Origin of the sequence: Actinocorallia libanotica (assembly GCF_039525175.1) — a bacterium.
GTDB classification, from domain to species: Bacteria; Actinomycetota; Actinomycetes; order Streptosporangiales; family Streptosporangiaceae; genus Actinocorallia; species Actinocorallia libanotica.
Genome location: NZ_BAAAHH010000001.1, coordinates 577,106 through 588,864 on the forward strand (window position 1 = coordinate 577,106; position 11,759 = coordinate 588,864).

An 11,759-nucleotide genomic window follows, 5' to 3' on the forward strand; every position below is an offset into this window, starting at 1 on the left:
CCGCCGGTCCGGGCGCGTCAGCCGGGCGGCGGCGGGACGGGCCGCGCGGCCAGGGCCTCGGCGACCGCGACAAGGTTGGCGGCCATGGCGCGGGCGGTCTTGGCCGACCAGTCGTGGCCGCGCGGGTCGTCGAGGTAGTCCGGTCCCGGCCCGGGGCCCAGGTGCCAGTAGGTCCAGGCCTGCCCGGGAATGGTGTAGCCGATGTCGGCCAGGGCGCCGCTGATCTCGCTGATCACGTGGTGCGCGCCGTCCTCGTTGCCGGTGACGACCACGCCCGCCACCCGGTTGTAGGCGACGGGCCGCTCCTCGTCGTCGGTCTCCGACAGCATCGCGTCCATCCGCTCCAGGACCCGCTGCGCCAGCGAGGAGGGCCGCCCCACCCACGTGGGGGAGGCGATGACGAGGATCTGGGAGTTCAGCAGCAGTTCGTGGACGCGGGGCCATGCGTCGCCCTCGCCCATCTCGGTCTTCACCCCCGGCGGCACGTCCAGGTCGGCGATCCGCACGAATTCCACGGACACGCCGCGTTCGCGCAGCCCGTCCGCGACGACCTCGGACAGCGCCTGCGTGTTCGACGGCTCAGGGGACGGTTTCAATGTGCAGTTCAAAAACACCGCACGCAGCGAAGACGCGTTCTCGGACATGACCGGGCCCCTGCCCTGGTTCCCGGCCGGGAAAACACCTCCCGTACGGGAGCGGGGGATTCCATTGAGCGGGAGGCGCGGTGCCTCCGGCGCGCGGCGGCGTTAGAAAACCCTGATGGACGACCGGAATCAGATCATCGAAGCCCTCGCGCGGTTCGCCTCGGGCCTGGACCGCAAGGACTGGGACGCGCTCCGGGAGATCCTCCTCCCCGACGCGTTCGCCTACGGCAGCAGCGGCAGGGAGGAGACCATCGCGACGGTCCGCCGGCATCTGGGCGGTTGCGGGCCGACCCAGCACCTGCTGGGCAACCACCGGGTGGAGGTGGACGGCGACCGGGCCCGCTCCCTCACCTACGCGCGCGTCTACCACCTGGGCGCCGGAGAGCGGGAGGGGGACTTCTACGAGTGCTTCGGCGAGTACGAGGACCACTGGACGCGCACCGCCGAGGGCTGGCGGCTGGCCCGGCGCAGATTCGAGATCACGCTGCAGCTCGGTGACTTCTCGGTGCTGCAACCGGGCTGAGCCCGCTCAGCCGGGCACGTAGCGCAGCAGCACGACCCCGTTGCCGAACGCCCTGGTCTCGGCCAGGCGCAGGTCGAGTTCGACGTCGCCGGGGAAGAGGGGGCGGCCGCGCCCCAGCACGACGGGATTGACGTACAGGGAGTACTCGTCGATCAGGCCGTGGCGCATGAAGTGCGCGGCCAGCTCCGCGCCGCCCAGCGCGAGGTCGCCGCCCGCGCGCGCCTTGAGCTCCCGGACGCCCTCGGGGGTGAACTCCGGGATGATCGTGGTGTTCCAGGGCGCCGACTCCAGCGTCCGGGAGTAGACGTACTTGGGCACCTTCCGCCACAACTCGGCGAACTCGGCGATGGGCTCCGGGGCGGCGGGGTCGGCGTCGGCCGTCGGCCAGTAGTCCGCCATGAGCTCGTAGGACACGCGGCCGTCCACGAAGGCGGCCATGCCGCGCAGCCGCTCGTTGAAGTGGGCGTGCACCTCCTCGTCCACCCGGTGCCAGCCGATCTCTCGGTCCGGCCCCTCGAAGAACCCGTCGAGGGACACCGACATCATCAGGATGATCTTTCCAGCCGTCTCGCTCATGCCCGCGACGATAGACGCCCGGTACGACTTTCCCCGTGCCGGGACGGCTTTGAGCAGCCCTTTCCGACCTGGTGCGTCATTTGTGGAGTTATCAGGGCTCCTGCTGGGGCATGGGGTTATGAGCGGTATGACGTCATGAAGGATCGCTTCGGGGGAAGGAAAGACCATGCCGGCCCGAAAACTGAGTTCGCTGCTGGGCACGCCCGAGGGGCTGGCCCGCGCCCAGGGTGTCTTCAACATCGTCGGCGGCGCGTGGCCGCTGGTGCACAGGCGGAGTTTCGAGGCGTTCTTCGGCCCCAAGGAGGACGAGTGGCTCCAGCAGACCGTCGGCGCCCTCCTGGTCGCCGCGGGATGCTCCCAGGTCCTGGCCGCGAACTCCCCGGAAGGCCACGCCCACGCCCGCCGCACCGGCCTGGGCACGGCGGCGTCCCTCCTGGCCATCGACCTCCTGTACGTCCCCGCGGGCCGCATCCGCTGGACCTACCTCCTGGACGGCGCCGCGGAGATCGCCTGGATCGCCGCCTGGCTCCGCGCGGCCCGCAAGGCCCGCTCCGCCGCGACCTCCGCCCCGTCCGTCCCGTCGCACGGCCGCACGGGGACGGGTGACGTGCCGGCTGCGGACCGGGGTACCACGGCCCCCGGTGGACGCTTCCCGCAGAGTCCGGAGGTGCGCGGGGCCGAGACGGGCTCACCCGGCTCGGTCGCGGGCGACCGCATCCGCACTCCCCTCGGCCGCGCCCCGAAGGGCGACGTGCCGGTCGCCGGCGCCGGGGTGGGGACCGCGCGGGGCGGGGAGGAGGCGTCCCGCTCCGAGGCGCCGCACATGGTCACCGTCGCGCACGTCGAGCAGCTGCTGCGCACCGACGATCCGGGGGCGGCCCTGGTGGCCGTCGGCGGCCGGGTCGAGGTCGTCTCGTCGGGCGAGTCCTCCGGCGGGCTGGTCGTCGCCGAACGCGAGGACGTCCTGCGCACCCTTCCCGAAGGCGACCGCTCCCCGGACGCCCTCCGGAGGGTGGCCCGCGCCCTGGACACCGCGATTTCGGAGCTGGGCGGCTGATCCGCGGGCGGGCACGCGCGGACCGTGTCGGACATCGCTCTTGACACCAGATACCTACCGGTATGAATTCCCTTTCAAGTAGCGATTCTTCCTCTTTTAGATATTTTCTGTATTTCTCGCGAAGTGCGTAGCCAGGGCTGGTAGAAATGCGTCTCCAGCCGATTCGTCGCACATCAGGAGAAGAACTGTCCGAGCGGTTCTCTGGCCGGGCCGGGCACCGGCTGCTCAACGGCGCGCTCGCCAGATGCGGAGAGACCCGGATGACCGGGACGTTGCACGCCATGGGAAGGCCCGGCGGCGTCTTCCACTACCGCGCGGGGCTCGTCGTGGCGGTGCGGACGCCGGGCGCCCCGGGGCCCGAGACGCTGCTGGCGCGCTCCGGCCGGATCGCCGCGGCCGAGGCGGGGGAGGCCGGGGAAGGCGCCAGGACGATCGGCGCCGTCGAGCTCGATGTCGTGCGGCTGGTCGCCGCCTACGACGCCGCCTTCGCCGTCATGGTCGGGACCGTGGACGACTGCCTGCTGCGCACCGGTGACGGACCCGAGCCCGCCGGACGGGGAGAGGAACCCGAACGGCTGGTGCGGGAGGCGCTGCGGCGGGTGGACGCGCTGCGGACGCTGCCCGACCCCGTCCTGCCGCACGACGACCAGGTGGCGGTGGCGGCCGGAGCCGACCGGGAGACCGCCGGGGGGACCCCGATCCGGCGGGAGATCCTGCTCCTGGCGGACGGTCGGCGCACCTGCCGGGACATCGCCTACGCCACGGCCCACGGCGTCTACGCGGTGGCCGTGGAGGTCTCCCGGATGCTGGCGGACGGGCTCCTGGAGCGCGCGGTGCTCCAGGAGGACGGAGCGGGCGAGCCGGCGAGGCCCGTCCTGCCACGAGGACCCGCGCCGCCGGCTGAAGCGGCCGCCGGCGCCCCGCAGTCCCTTCCCCGCAGGACGCCGGGCGGCAGCGGACCCGCCCCCGCACGGCCGGAGAAGCACGCCAGGAACTGGGCGGACTTCGCCCGGCTCCGCCATTCGGCCGGGTGACGCCGTACCTCCGACGACGAACTGACCGCAAGGCGCCCCCTCAGGAGGAACAGAAGATGAACAACGCACTGACCGCGGAGATGCTGGGCCTGCGCCGGAGGGTCGTCGGGATCACCGGCTCCCTGGTCGCGACGATCGACGGCCTGCTGGTGGCCTCCGACACCGAGGACCACGTCGAGGCCGACCACCTCGCGGCCGTCGCCGCCGCCGGGCTGAGCATCGCCCGCCGCACGGTGGAGGTCACCGACCGCGGCGCCCTCCTCCAGACCATGATCCAGGGCCGCAAGGGCTGCACCGCCGTCTACGCCGTCGGCGACATGGCGCTCATGGTGGTGCTGGGCGACGAGGGACTGGACCTCGTCAGCCTGCACGGCCAGTCGCGCCCCGCGCTGGAGCGCATCGGCTCCATCCTGACCGAGGGGGAGTGATGGGGGCGCCCGACCGCGGACCGGCCGGCACCTTCTCCGAGCAGATCCAGAGCATGGTCAAGGACCTGCGCTCCCACGCCCCGGAATGCGTCGCGGCGGGCGCCGTCGACATGGCCACGGGGACGCTGCTCGCCCACGAGACCGCCGAGGAGCATCCGGCCGAGGTGCTGGACCTGCTGGCCGGCGCCACCCTCGACCTCTTCCAGGGCCGCACCGTCCTGATGATCGAGGACGTCTTCAAGGAGCGCCGCGGCGTCCGCTCCGACCAGCACGACTTCCAGGAGGTCCTGGTCAACAGCACGCACGTGACGCACCTCTTCCTGCGCATGCTCTCCCGGCAGGACGTCGTCGCGGTCGTGGTGTGCCGCAGGTCCGTCAACGTGGGGATGCTCTTCGCCCAGAGCCGCCGGGTCGTCGCCCGGTACGCGGCGGCCTGACCGCCCGCGGCCCGTCCGCCCGGAGAAGACCGTGACGGAAGCGGTCACGGTGGGTAGGCATGGCCGTGGGGTGCCTGGGCAAAGGGGGCGGGATGGTCCTCCTCACCGCGTTGGCCTTGATGGGAGGGCTGACGCTCGCCGCTCCGCTCGTGAGCCGCAGGCTCGGGCGCGACGCGGGCTATGCGCTGTCGGCGGGTTTCGCCGCGGTGGCGCTGGTGCTGTCCATGGTCTCCCCGACGGTGCTGGCGGGGGGCGTGGTCTCGGCCTCCTGGGAGTGGATCCCGTCGCTGGGCGTGGCGTTCACGCTCCGGCTGGACGGGCTGTCGGCGCTCTTCTGCGTGCTGGTCCTGGGGGTCGGCGCGCTGATCATGGCGTATTCGGCGCGCTACCTGCCCGAGGGCGGGCCGCACGGCTTCATCTACTGCCTGATCACCGCCTTCGGCGGGTCGATGCTGGGCCTGGTGCTGGCCGGGGACCTGGTGCTGCTGTACGTGTTCTGGGAGCTGACGACCGTCGTCTCCTTCCTGCTGATCGGCATGTCCGGGGGCAAGGGGACGCGGCCCGCGGCGCGCGCGCTGCTGGTCACGGCCTCGGGCGGGCTCGCCCTGCTGGGCGCGGTGGTGCTGCTGGTGGCCGTCGTGGGCAGCTCCGACCTCGGGGTGGTGCTGGACTCCCGGCGGGAGGTGCTCTCCTCCCCGCTGGGACCGGCGATCGGGGCGCTGCTGATCGTGGCGGCGTTCACGAAGTCGGGCCAGGTGCCCTTCCACTTCTGGCTGCCCGGGGCGATGGTGGCGATCACCCCGGTGAGCGCGTACCTGCACGCGGCGACGATGGTGAAGGCCGGCATCTACCTGCTGATGCGGTTCACGACGCTGTTCGCCGGGGTGCCCGCGTGGTCGCTGGTCCTCATGGGGGCGGGGTTCCTGACGGCGTTCCTGGGGGCGATCTGGGCGCTGCAGGAACGCGACCTGAAGGCGCTGCTCGCCTACTCCACGGTCAGCCAGCTCGGGCTGCTGACGGCGTCGATCGGGGTGGGGACGGCGGTGGCGCTGGCGGCCGCGGTGCTGCACACCTTCGCGCACGCGCTGTTCAAGGCGACCCTGTTCATGCTCGTGGGCGTCATCGACCGGGAGGCGGGCAACCGCGACCTCCACCAGCTGTCGGGGCTGGCGCGGGTCATGCCGGTGACGGCCGTGCTGACCGGCCTGGCGGGATTGTCGCTGGCGGGGGTGATCCCGCTGATCGGCTTCGTCAGCAAGGAGTCGCTGTTCCAGGGCTTCACCGGCGCGCAGGTGGTGCCGGGCGCGGGCGCGGTCGCCGGGGTGCTGGCCGTGGCGGTCTCGGCTTTGACGTTCGCCTACGCGATGCGGATCTTCTACGGGGTGTTCGCGGGGCCGACGCTGCAGCCGCGGCTGCGCGAGCCGTCGTGGTCCTTCCTGGCGCCGGCCGCGGTGGCCTCGGTGGCGGGGCTGATCCTGGGGCCGGCGGTGACGGTGCTGAACCCGCTGGTGCGGCAGGCGAGCCTGGACATCGAACCCTGGGCCGTGCCGCCGCACTTCTCGTTCTGGCACGGGTTCAGCATCGAGCTGTTCATGTCCGGCGCGACGATCGCCATCGGGTTGGCGCTGTTCCTGTTCCGCGACCGGGTCGACCGGGTGCTGCGCCGGCCCTCCCCGCTGGAGGGCGGTGAGCTGTTCGACCAGGGGTACGGGAGGCTGCTGGACGCCGGCTCCGCGGTCGCCGGGCTGACGCGCCGCGACTCGACGGCGGTCTTCCTGGCACGCCCCGTGGTGGGAGTGGTGCTCCTGGGCGCGGTGGGAGCGGTGACCTACACCGGGTGGGGCGGGGCGCGGCCGCCGTCGGAGCCGGCGGACTGGATCGTCCTGGCGCTGGTGGCGTCGGCGGTCGCAGGGCTGGTGGCGGCGCGTTCGGTGCTGGGCATGGTGATGCTGAGCGGGGCGGTCGGGCTGCTCCTGACCGTCTGGTTCCTGCAGGCCGGGGCGGTGGACGTGGCGCTGACGCTGCTGCTGGCGGAGATCCTGACCGCGGTCGTCGCGGCGCTCGTGCTGTGGCGGGAGCCGCGGACCCTCCCCCCGGAGCGCCGGCGCGGCGCCCTGGCGGGCTGCGGGCTGGCGGTGCTGACGGGGGTCACGGCCGCGGCCGGAGCCGCCGCGCTGACGGGGCGGCGCGAGATCTCGGCGGCGGGGGAGTACTTCCTGCGGACGGCCGAGCCGGAGACCGGCGGCCACAACGTGGTCAACACGGTGCTGGTCGACTTCCGCGGCTTCGACACCCTCGGGGAGATCAGCGTGCTGGCGGCGGTGGCGCTGGGCCTGGCCTCGGCGAAGGTGGGCAGGCCGGAGGACCGCGGCCGGCTGGAGCCGTACGACAGCCCGGTGCTGGCGCCGGCCTACCGGATCCTGGCGCCCGTCATCGGCGTCCTCTCCGCCTACCTGTTCCTGCGCGGGCACCAGGAGCCCGGCGGCGGGTTCATCGCGGCGCTCGTCGCGGGGCTCCTGGTGGCCTTCGGGGTGCTGATCGGCAGGGCGACGACGGACAGGACGGTGCGGCCGGGCGTCGCGTGGCCGCCGGGCTGGGGGCTGCCGATCAGCGTGGCGGCGGGGTTGGCGGCCGTGGCGGCGGGAAGGGCTTTCCTCGCTCCGCTCAAGGCGTCCTGGACGGTGCCGCTGCTCGGCCCGGTGGAGCTCTCCTCCTCGCTGCTGTTCGATTTCGGGGTGTATCTGGTGGTGCTGGGTCTGATGGTCACCGCGGTCGTCCGGCTGGGCGCCGGGGAAGGACGCGTGGGATGAGCGCCCCGGTGCTGGTGGGAGTGCTCGTGGCCGGCGGCGTCTTCCTCATCCTGCGCCGCGGCATGGTCCGCGTCGTCTTCGGCTTCGTGCTGCTGACGCACGCGGCGAACGTGCTGCTGCTGGCCTCCGGCGGCACGGACCGCAGGCGGCCGCCGCTGGTCGGGAAGGCCGACCCCGCCCTGATGGCCGACCCGCTGCCGCAGGCGTTCGTGCTCACCGCGATCGTTATCACGTTCGGGACCACGGTGTACCTGCTGTCGATGATCCACGTCCGGCGCTCGGAAGAGCGGGCCGGGGGGCCGTCGGGGTGAGCGGCGCGGTGCTGGTCCTCCCGGTGGCGCTGCCGCTGCTGGCGGCGGGGCTGCTCTCGCTCCTGACGGGCAGGCGGCTGCGCCTCCTGCTCGGGACGGCGGTCAACGCGGGGGTCCTGCTGGTGGGCGGGCTGCTGCTGAAGGAGGGCCTGGACGGCCGGATCCCCACCGCGAGCATCGGGGGCTGGCCGGCGGGCCTGGCCATCGTGCTGGCCGCGGATCCGTTCAGCGCGCTCCTGGTGTGCGTCAGCGCGGTGCTGGTGCTGGCGTCCCTGTGCTTCGCCGCGGTGTGCGGCGAGGACGGCGACCCGCGGTTCACCTCGCTGGTCCTGGTGCTGGCCGCGGGGGTGTACGGGGCGCTGCTGACCGCCGACCTGTTCAACTTCTTCGTGTTCGTCGAGGTCATGCTGGTGCCCTCGTACGTGCTGCTCGTGGTGGGCAGCGGGCGGGACCCGGCGGCGGGCCGCGTCTATGTGACGGTCGGGCTGCTGGCCTCGACGGTGTTCCTGGCCGGGGTGGCCCTGGTGTACGGGGTGGCCGGGACGGTGAACCTCGGCGAGCTGGCCGGGGCGGCGGAGCGGGGCCCGGCCTTCGCGCTGGCGGGGGCGCTGGTGCTGCTGGGGATGGCGGTGAAGGCGGCGGTGGTGCCCTTCCACGGCTGGCTGCCGCGCACCTACCCGCAGGCCTCGGCGTCGGTGACGGTGCTGTTCGCCGGGCTGCTGACCAAGGTCGGCGTGTACGCGATCATCCGGGTCTACGCGGTGTTCTTCGCAGGGATGCAGCAGTTCCGCTGGGTGCTCATGGCGGCGGCGCTGGCGACCATGGTGGTCGGGGTGCTGGGAGCCGTCGGCGAGCGGACCATGCGCGGCGTCCTGTCGTTCGACCTGGTGAGCCAGGTCGGCTACATCCTGTTCGGGCTGGCGCTGTTCACCGGGCTCGGGCTGACCGCGGCGGTCTTCTTCATGGTGCAGTACGTGCTGGTCAAGACCGTGCTGTTCATGTGCGCGGGAACGGTGGAGAACCTGTACGGGTCCGACCGGCTCGACGGCACGGGCGGCCTGCTGCGGCACGAGCCGCTGCTGGCGTCGGTGTTCCTGGTGGCGTTCCTGTCGCTGGCCGGCATCCCCCCGCTGGCGGGGTTCGTGGGCAAGCTCGGGCTGCTCCAGGCGGCGGTGGCCGAGGAGAAGTACTGGCCGGCCGCCGTCGCGCTCGCCACCAGCCTGCTCACGCTGGTGGCCATGCTCAAGGTGTGGAGCCGTGTCTTCTGGGGCAGACCGTCGTCGTCGGTGACCGCGCTGGCCGGGGTGGCGCGGGCGAGGTCGGCGCTGCTGGCCCCCGCCCTGGTGCTGGTCGTGCCGTCGGTCGCCTTCGGGCTGGGGGCGGAGCCCCTGTGGCGGGTGGCGGAGTCGGCGGCCGGGGGGCTGGCGGACGTCTCGGCGTACGTGCGGGCGGTGACCCGGTGAGGGCGGCGGACCCGCCGCGGCGGGCGGCCTTGCGCGTGTGGCGGACGGCGGTGCTCGTCCTCTTCTACGCCCGGTTCTTCCTGCGGTCGAACGTGGAGGTCATCGTGGAGGTCCTCACCCCGGGCAGCGGGCTGGCCCCGGCGGTGGTGCGGCTGCCGCTGCGCTCGCGCACGGTGCTGGAGATCGCGACGATGGCGCACCTGATCAGCCTGTCGCCCGGCGCGCTGGTGCTGGAGGCGCGCGCCGACCCGCCGGAGCTGTACGTGCACGGGATGCACGTGGCGGACCCGAAGGGTTTCCTGGCCGAGCTCGGCGGGCTGGAGGAGCGGCTGCTCGGTGCGATGCGGCCGGTGGGGAGGGAGGCCTCGTGATGGTGGTCGACGCGATGCTCGCGGTGCTCGCGGTGGTGGGTGCCGTGGTCGTCCGGCAGCTGGTGGTCGGCCCGACCGACGCCGACCGGGTGGTCGCCCTGGACCTGGGGTTCGTGGTGTTCGTGGCGGTGGTCGCCCTGCTGGCGGTGCGGTTGCGGACCCCGGCGATGCTCGTGCTGGTCCTGTGCGCGACGCTGGTGGGCTTCCTGGCCACCGTGGCCGCCGCCCACCTGCTGGAGCGGTCGTCGTCATGACGGTGCTGGCGGTGGCGGGGAACGTGCTGGCGGTGATGGGGACCGCGCTCATCGCGATAGCGGCCGTGGGCCTGATCCGGCTGCCCGACGCCTACAACAGGGCGAACGCGACGGCCAAGGCCGCGGCCACGGGAGTGGTGTGCGTGCTGCTGGGCGCCCTGGCGCTGATGCCCGAGCCGGCGACGGCCTGGTTCCTGCTCCTGGGCGTGGTGCTGCAGCTGCTCACCACGCCGTTCGGCGCGTACACGGTGGGCCACGCGGCCTACCGCTCCGGTTCCCCGCTGGACGCCTCCACGCACCGCGACGACCTGCGTGAGTCGCTGCGCGAACGCGGCGAGGCCTGAGGGCTCTCCGGCGCGCGGATCCCGTCGGACGGGACGCCGTGCGGGTGGCGTCAGGCGGGGGCGTCGAGGATGAGGCGCAGCGAGGCGAGCGTGCCGGCGCGGACCTGCTCCGGCGCGTCGAGCGCCCCGCTGACGGCGACCCCGTCGCGCAGCAGCAGGAGCTGGTGGGCGGCGGTGCCGGGCGCGGGGTGCCCGGCCTCGGTGAGGAGCTCGCGCATGAAGCCGGTGAACCAGGCGCGGTAGTCCGCGACGACGGCGCGGACGGGGTGGGCGGGGTCGGCGAACTCGGCGGCGGTGTTGAGGAACGGGCAGCCGCGGAAACCGGGGCCCTCGCTCGTCTCCACGATCCGCCGGAACACCTCTTCCAGCTTGGCGCGCCCGGTGCCGGGCAGGCGGGGCAGGAAGGCGCGCTGGAGCTCGTACTGCTCGGCCAGGTAGGCGCAGACCAGCGCGTCCTTGGCCTTGAAGTGGTGGTAGAAGGTGGCCTTGGCCACCCCCGCCTCCGCGATGATCCGGTCGATGCCCACCGTGCGCACGCCCTCCGCGTAGAAGAGGAGGGTCGCGGTGTCGAGGATCCGGCGCCGAGCGTCTCTCATGCAGGGATTTTACCGGACAGACCTGTCTGCTTTATTGATCGGCAGGCCGGCCTGCCCGGTGGGCGTGACGGCTCCCGAAGGCGCCGGGCGCTACTTGGCGGGCTGCCCGCTGGGGAACTGCGGAGGCCGCTTCCCGAGGAAGGCCGCGACGCCTTCCTGGCCGTCGGGGGAGGCCGCGCAGCTGCGGATCGACAGCGTCTCCTTGCGCAGCGCGCCTTCCGGGAGCGGCGTGGCCTGCTCGCGCAGCAGCCGCTTGGTCGCCACCTGCGCGGTGCGCGAACCGGCCAGCAGCGTGGAGACGACCTTCTCGACGGCCGCGGGCAGCTCGTCGTCCGGGTGGACCTCGGCGACGAGCCCCGCCGCCTGCGCCTCCTCGGCCGAGAGCTTGGGGTTGAGCAGCGCCATGTGCAGGGTCCGGTGCAGCCCGAGGGAGGCGGTCAGCAGCGACGTTCCGCCGTCGGGGGAGAAGCCGATGCCGGTGTAGGCGAGGGTGAACTTCGCCGACTGCGCGGCCAGCACGATGTCCGCCGCGGCGGCGAGGGCGACTCCCGCGCCCGCGGCGACCCCCGCGACGGCCGAGACGACGATCGCGTTCATCCGGTACAGCTCGCTGACGGCGTGGTGCAGGCCCTCGGCGAGGTCGTCCAGGAAGTCCTCCACGTTGTCGGCGGAGCTGAAGGAGCGGATGTCGCCGCCGACGCAGAACGCGCGACCCTCCGCGGACAGCACGACCACCCGAGCGTCGTCGGCCTTGGCGCGGCGGATCGCGGCCAGCAGCTCGGCCGCCATCTGCGGGTTGATGGAGTTGCCGTCTCCGGGCGAGCACAAAGTGATGCGGGCGGTGCCGTCCGCGGCCTCGTAGCGGACCTTGGTTCCCAACGCTGCCTCCATACGCTTCCTCCTCGAACGCG

At 73.1% G+C, this 11,759-nt stretch carries 15 protein-coding genes; 11 read left to right on the forward strand and 4 right to left on the reverse strand.

Translation table 11 applies throughout. The annotated features are described in order from the left end of the window. Nucleotides 1-17 precede the first annotated feature (17 nt). On the reverse strand, nucleotides 18-596 hold the full coding sequence (locus ABD140_RS02805) for a flavodoxin family protein (RefSeq protein ID WP_344236316.1): 579 nt from the start codon (nucleotides 594-596) through the stop codon (nucleotides 18-20). A 163-nt stretch (nucleotides 597-759) separates the two neighbouring features. On the opposite strand from ABD140_RS02805, the gene ABD140_RS02810 reads away from it, so the two are divergent. After that, nucleotides 760-1,167, forward strand: coding sequence for a nuclear transport factor 2 family protein (locus ABD140_RS02810; protein WP_344236318.1), 408 nt, complete (start codon nucleotides 760-762; stop codon nucleotides 1,165-1,167). Nucleotides 1,168-1,173: 6 nt separating this feature from the next. On the opposite strand, the gene ABD140_RS02815 is transcribed toward ABD140_RS02810, so the two are convergent. Further along, nucleotides 1,174-1,743, reverse strand: coding sequence for a dihydrofolate reductase family protein (locus tag ABD140_RS02815; RefSeq protein ID WP_344236320.1), 570 nt, complete (start codon nucleotides 1,741-1,743; stop codon nucleotides 1,174-1,176). A gap of 166 nt (nucleotides 1,744-1,909) precedes the next feature. Between ABD140_RS02815 and ABD140_RS02820 the strand changes: the two genes are divergently transcribed. The 10 genes from ABD140_RS02820 to ABD140_RS02865 all read left to right on the forward strand — a co-directional run bounded on the left by ABD140_RS02820 (nucleotide 1,910) and on the right by ABD140_RS02865 (nucleotide 10,252). Further along, entirely contained in the window at nucleotides 1,910-2,800 is an 891-nt protein-coding gene (locus tag ABD140_RS02820) for a hypothetical protein (RefSeq protein WP_344236322.1), read from the forward strand. A gap of 260 nt (nucleotides 2,801-3,060) precedes the next feature. Continuing rightward, on the forward strand, nucleotides 3,061-3,834 hold the full coding sequence (locus ABD140_RS02825) for a hypothetical protein (RefSeq protein ID WP_344236324.1): 774 nt from the start codon (nucleotides 3,061-3,063) through the stop codon (nucleotides 3,832-3,834). Between the two features lie 56 nt (nucleotides 3,835-3,890). Next, the gene (locus ABD140_RS02830) at nucleotides 3,891-4,262 is read left to right on the forward strand and encodes a roadblock/LC7 domain-containing protein (protein WP_344236326.1); all 372 of its coding nucleotides are present in this window, start codon (nucleotides 3,891-3,893) and stop codon (nucleotides 4,260-4,262) included. Beyond that, nucleotides 4,262-4,699 carry a hypothetical protein gene (locus tag ABD140_RS02835; RefSeq protein ID WP_344236328.1) on the forward strand — a complete coding sequence of 146 codons (438 nt, stop codon included), beginning with the start codon at nucleotides 4,262-4,264 and terminating at the stop codon, nucleotides 4,697-4,699. Before ABD140_RS02830 ends, ABD140_RS02835 begins: the two co-directional genes overlap by 1 nt. A gap of 59 nt (nucleotides 4,700-4,758) precedes the next feature. Continuing rightward, entirely contained in the window at nucleotides 4,759-7,509 is a 2,751-nt protein-coding gene (mbhE, locus tag ABD140_RS02840) for a hydrogen gas-evolving membrane-bound hydrogenase subunit E (protein ID WP_344236330.1), read from the forward strand. Next, nucleotides 7,506-7,820: a sodium:proton antiporter gene (locus ABD140_RS02845; protein WP_344236333.1), complete on the forward strand. Its 315-nt coding sequence runs from the start codon at nucleotides 7,506-7,508 to the stop codon at nucleotides 7,818-7,820. The genes mbhE and ABD140_RS02845 overlap by 4 nt, the downstream gene beginning before the upstream one ends. Then, nucleotides 7,817-9,283 carry a proton-conducting transporter transmembrane domain-containing protein gene (locus tag ABD140_RS02850; RefSeq protein WP_344236335.1) on the forward strand — a complete coding sequence of 489 codons (1,467 nt, stop codon included), beginning with the start codon at nucleotides 7,817-7,819 and terminating at the stop codon, nucleotides 9,281-9,283. The genes ABD140_RS02845 and ABD140_RS02850 overlap by 4 nt, the downstream gene beginning before the upstream one ends. Further along, complete coding sequence (locus tag ABD140_RS02855; RefSeq protein WP_344236337.1) at nucleotides 9,280-9,654, forward strand: Na+/H+ antiporter subunit E; 375 nt, start codon at nucleotides 9,280-9,282, stop codon at nucleotides 9,652-9,654. Before ABD140_RS02850 ends, ABD140_RS02855 begins: the two co-directional genes overlap by 4 nt. Further along, entirely contained in the window at nucleotides 9,654-9,908 is a 255-nt protein-coding gene (locus ABD140_RS02860; RefSeq protein ID WP_344236429.1) for an MrpF/PhaF family protein, read from the forward strand. Before ABD140_RS02855 ends, ABD140_RS02860 begins: the two co-directional genes overlap by 1 nt. Beyond that, a complete protein-coding gene (locus ABD140_RS02865) occupies nucleotides 9,905-10,252 on the forward strand; it encodes a cation:proton antiporter (RefSeq protein WP_344236339.1) in 348 nt (115 codons plus the stop codon). The genes ABD140_RS02860 and ABD140_RS02865 overlap by 4 nt, the downstream gene beginning before the upstream one ends. Nucleotides 10,253-10,302: 50 nt before the next feature. On the opposite strand, the gene ABD140_RS02870 is transcribed toward ABD140_RS02865, so the two are convergent. Together ABD140_RS02870 and ABD140_RS02875 are read right to left on the reverse strand one after the other, a co-directional pair. Then, complete coding sequence (locus ABD140_RS02870; RefSeq protein ID WP_344236341.1) at nucleotides 10,303-10,848, reverse strand: TetR/AcrR family transcriptional regulator; 546 nt, start codon at nucleotides 10,846-10,848, stop codon at nucleotides 10,303-10,305. A gap of 90 nt (nucleotides 10,849-10,938) precedes the next feature. Beyond that, a complete protein-coding gene (locus tag ABD140_RS02875; RefSeq protein ID WP_344236343.1) occupies nucleotides 10,939-11,739 on the reverse strand; it encodes an enoyl-CoA hydratase/isomerase family protein in 801 nt (266 codons plus the stop codon). Nucleotides 11,740-11,759: the final 20 nt, after the last annotated feature.

Coding starts and splice junctions, on each gene's coding strand:
- ABD140_RS02870 (WP_344236341.1), bottom strand. CDS start 10,848: ATGAGAGACGCTCGGCGCCGGATCCTCGACACCGCGACCCTCCTCTTC.
- ABD140_RS02820 (WP_344236322.1), top strand. CDS start 1,910: ATGCCGGCCCGAAAACTGAGTTCGCTGCTGGGCACGCCCGAGGGGCTG.
- ABD140_RS02845 (WP_344236333.1), top strand. CDS start 7,506: ATGAGCGCCCCGGTGCTGGTGGGAGTGCTCGTGGCCGGCGGCGTCTTC.
- ABD140_RS02815 (WP_344236320.1), bottom strand. CDS start 1,743: ATGAGCGAGACGGCTGGAAAGATCATCCTGATGATGTCGGTGTCCCTC.
- ABD140_RS02830 (WP_344236326.1), top strand. CDS start 3,891: ATGAACAACGCACTGACCGCGGAGATGCTGGGCCTGCGCCGGAGGGTC.
- ABD140_RS02860 (WP_344236429.1), top strand. CDS start 9,654: ATGGTGGTCGACGCGATGCTCGCGGTGCTCGCGGTGGTGGGTGCCGTG.
- ABD140_RS02835 (WP_344236328.1), top strand. CDS start 4,262: ATGGGGGCGCCCGACCGCGGACCGGCCGGCACCTTCTCCGAGCAGATC.
- ABD140_RS02875 (WP_344236343.1), bottom strand. CDS start 11,739: ATGGAGGCAGCGTTGGGAACCAAGGTCCGCTACGAGGCCGCGGACGGC.
- ABD140_RS02825 (WP_344236324.1), top strand. CDS start 3,061: ATGACCGGGACGTTGCACGCCATGGGAAGGCCCGGCGGCGTCTTCCAC.
- mbhE (WP_344236330.1), top strand. CDS start 4,759: ATGGCCGTGGGGTGCCTGGGCAAAGGGGGCGGGATGGTCCTCCTCACC.
- ABD140_RS02865 (WP_344236339.1), top strand. CDS start 9,905: ATGACGGTGCTGGCGGTGGCGGGGAACGTGCTGGCGGTGATGGGGACC.
- ABD140_RS02810 (WP_344236318.1), top strand. CDS start 760: ATGGACGACCGGAATCAGATCATCGAAGCCCTCGCGCGGTTCGCCTCG.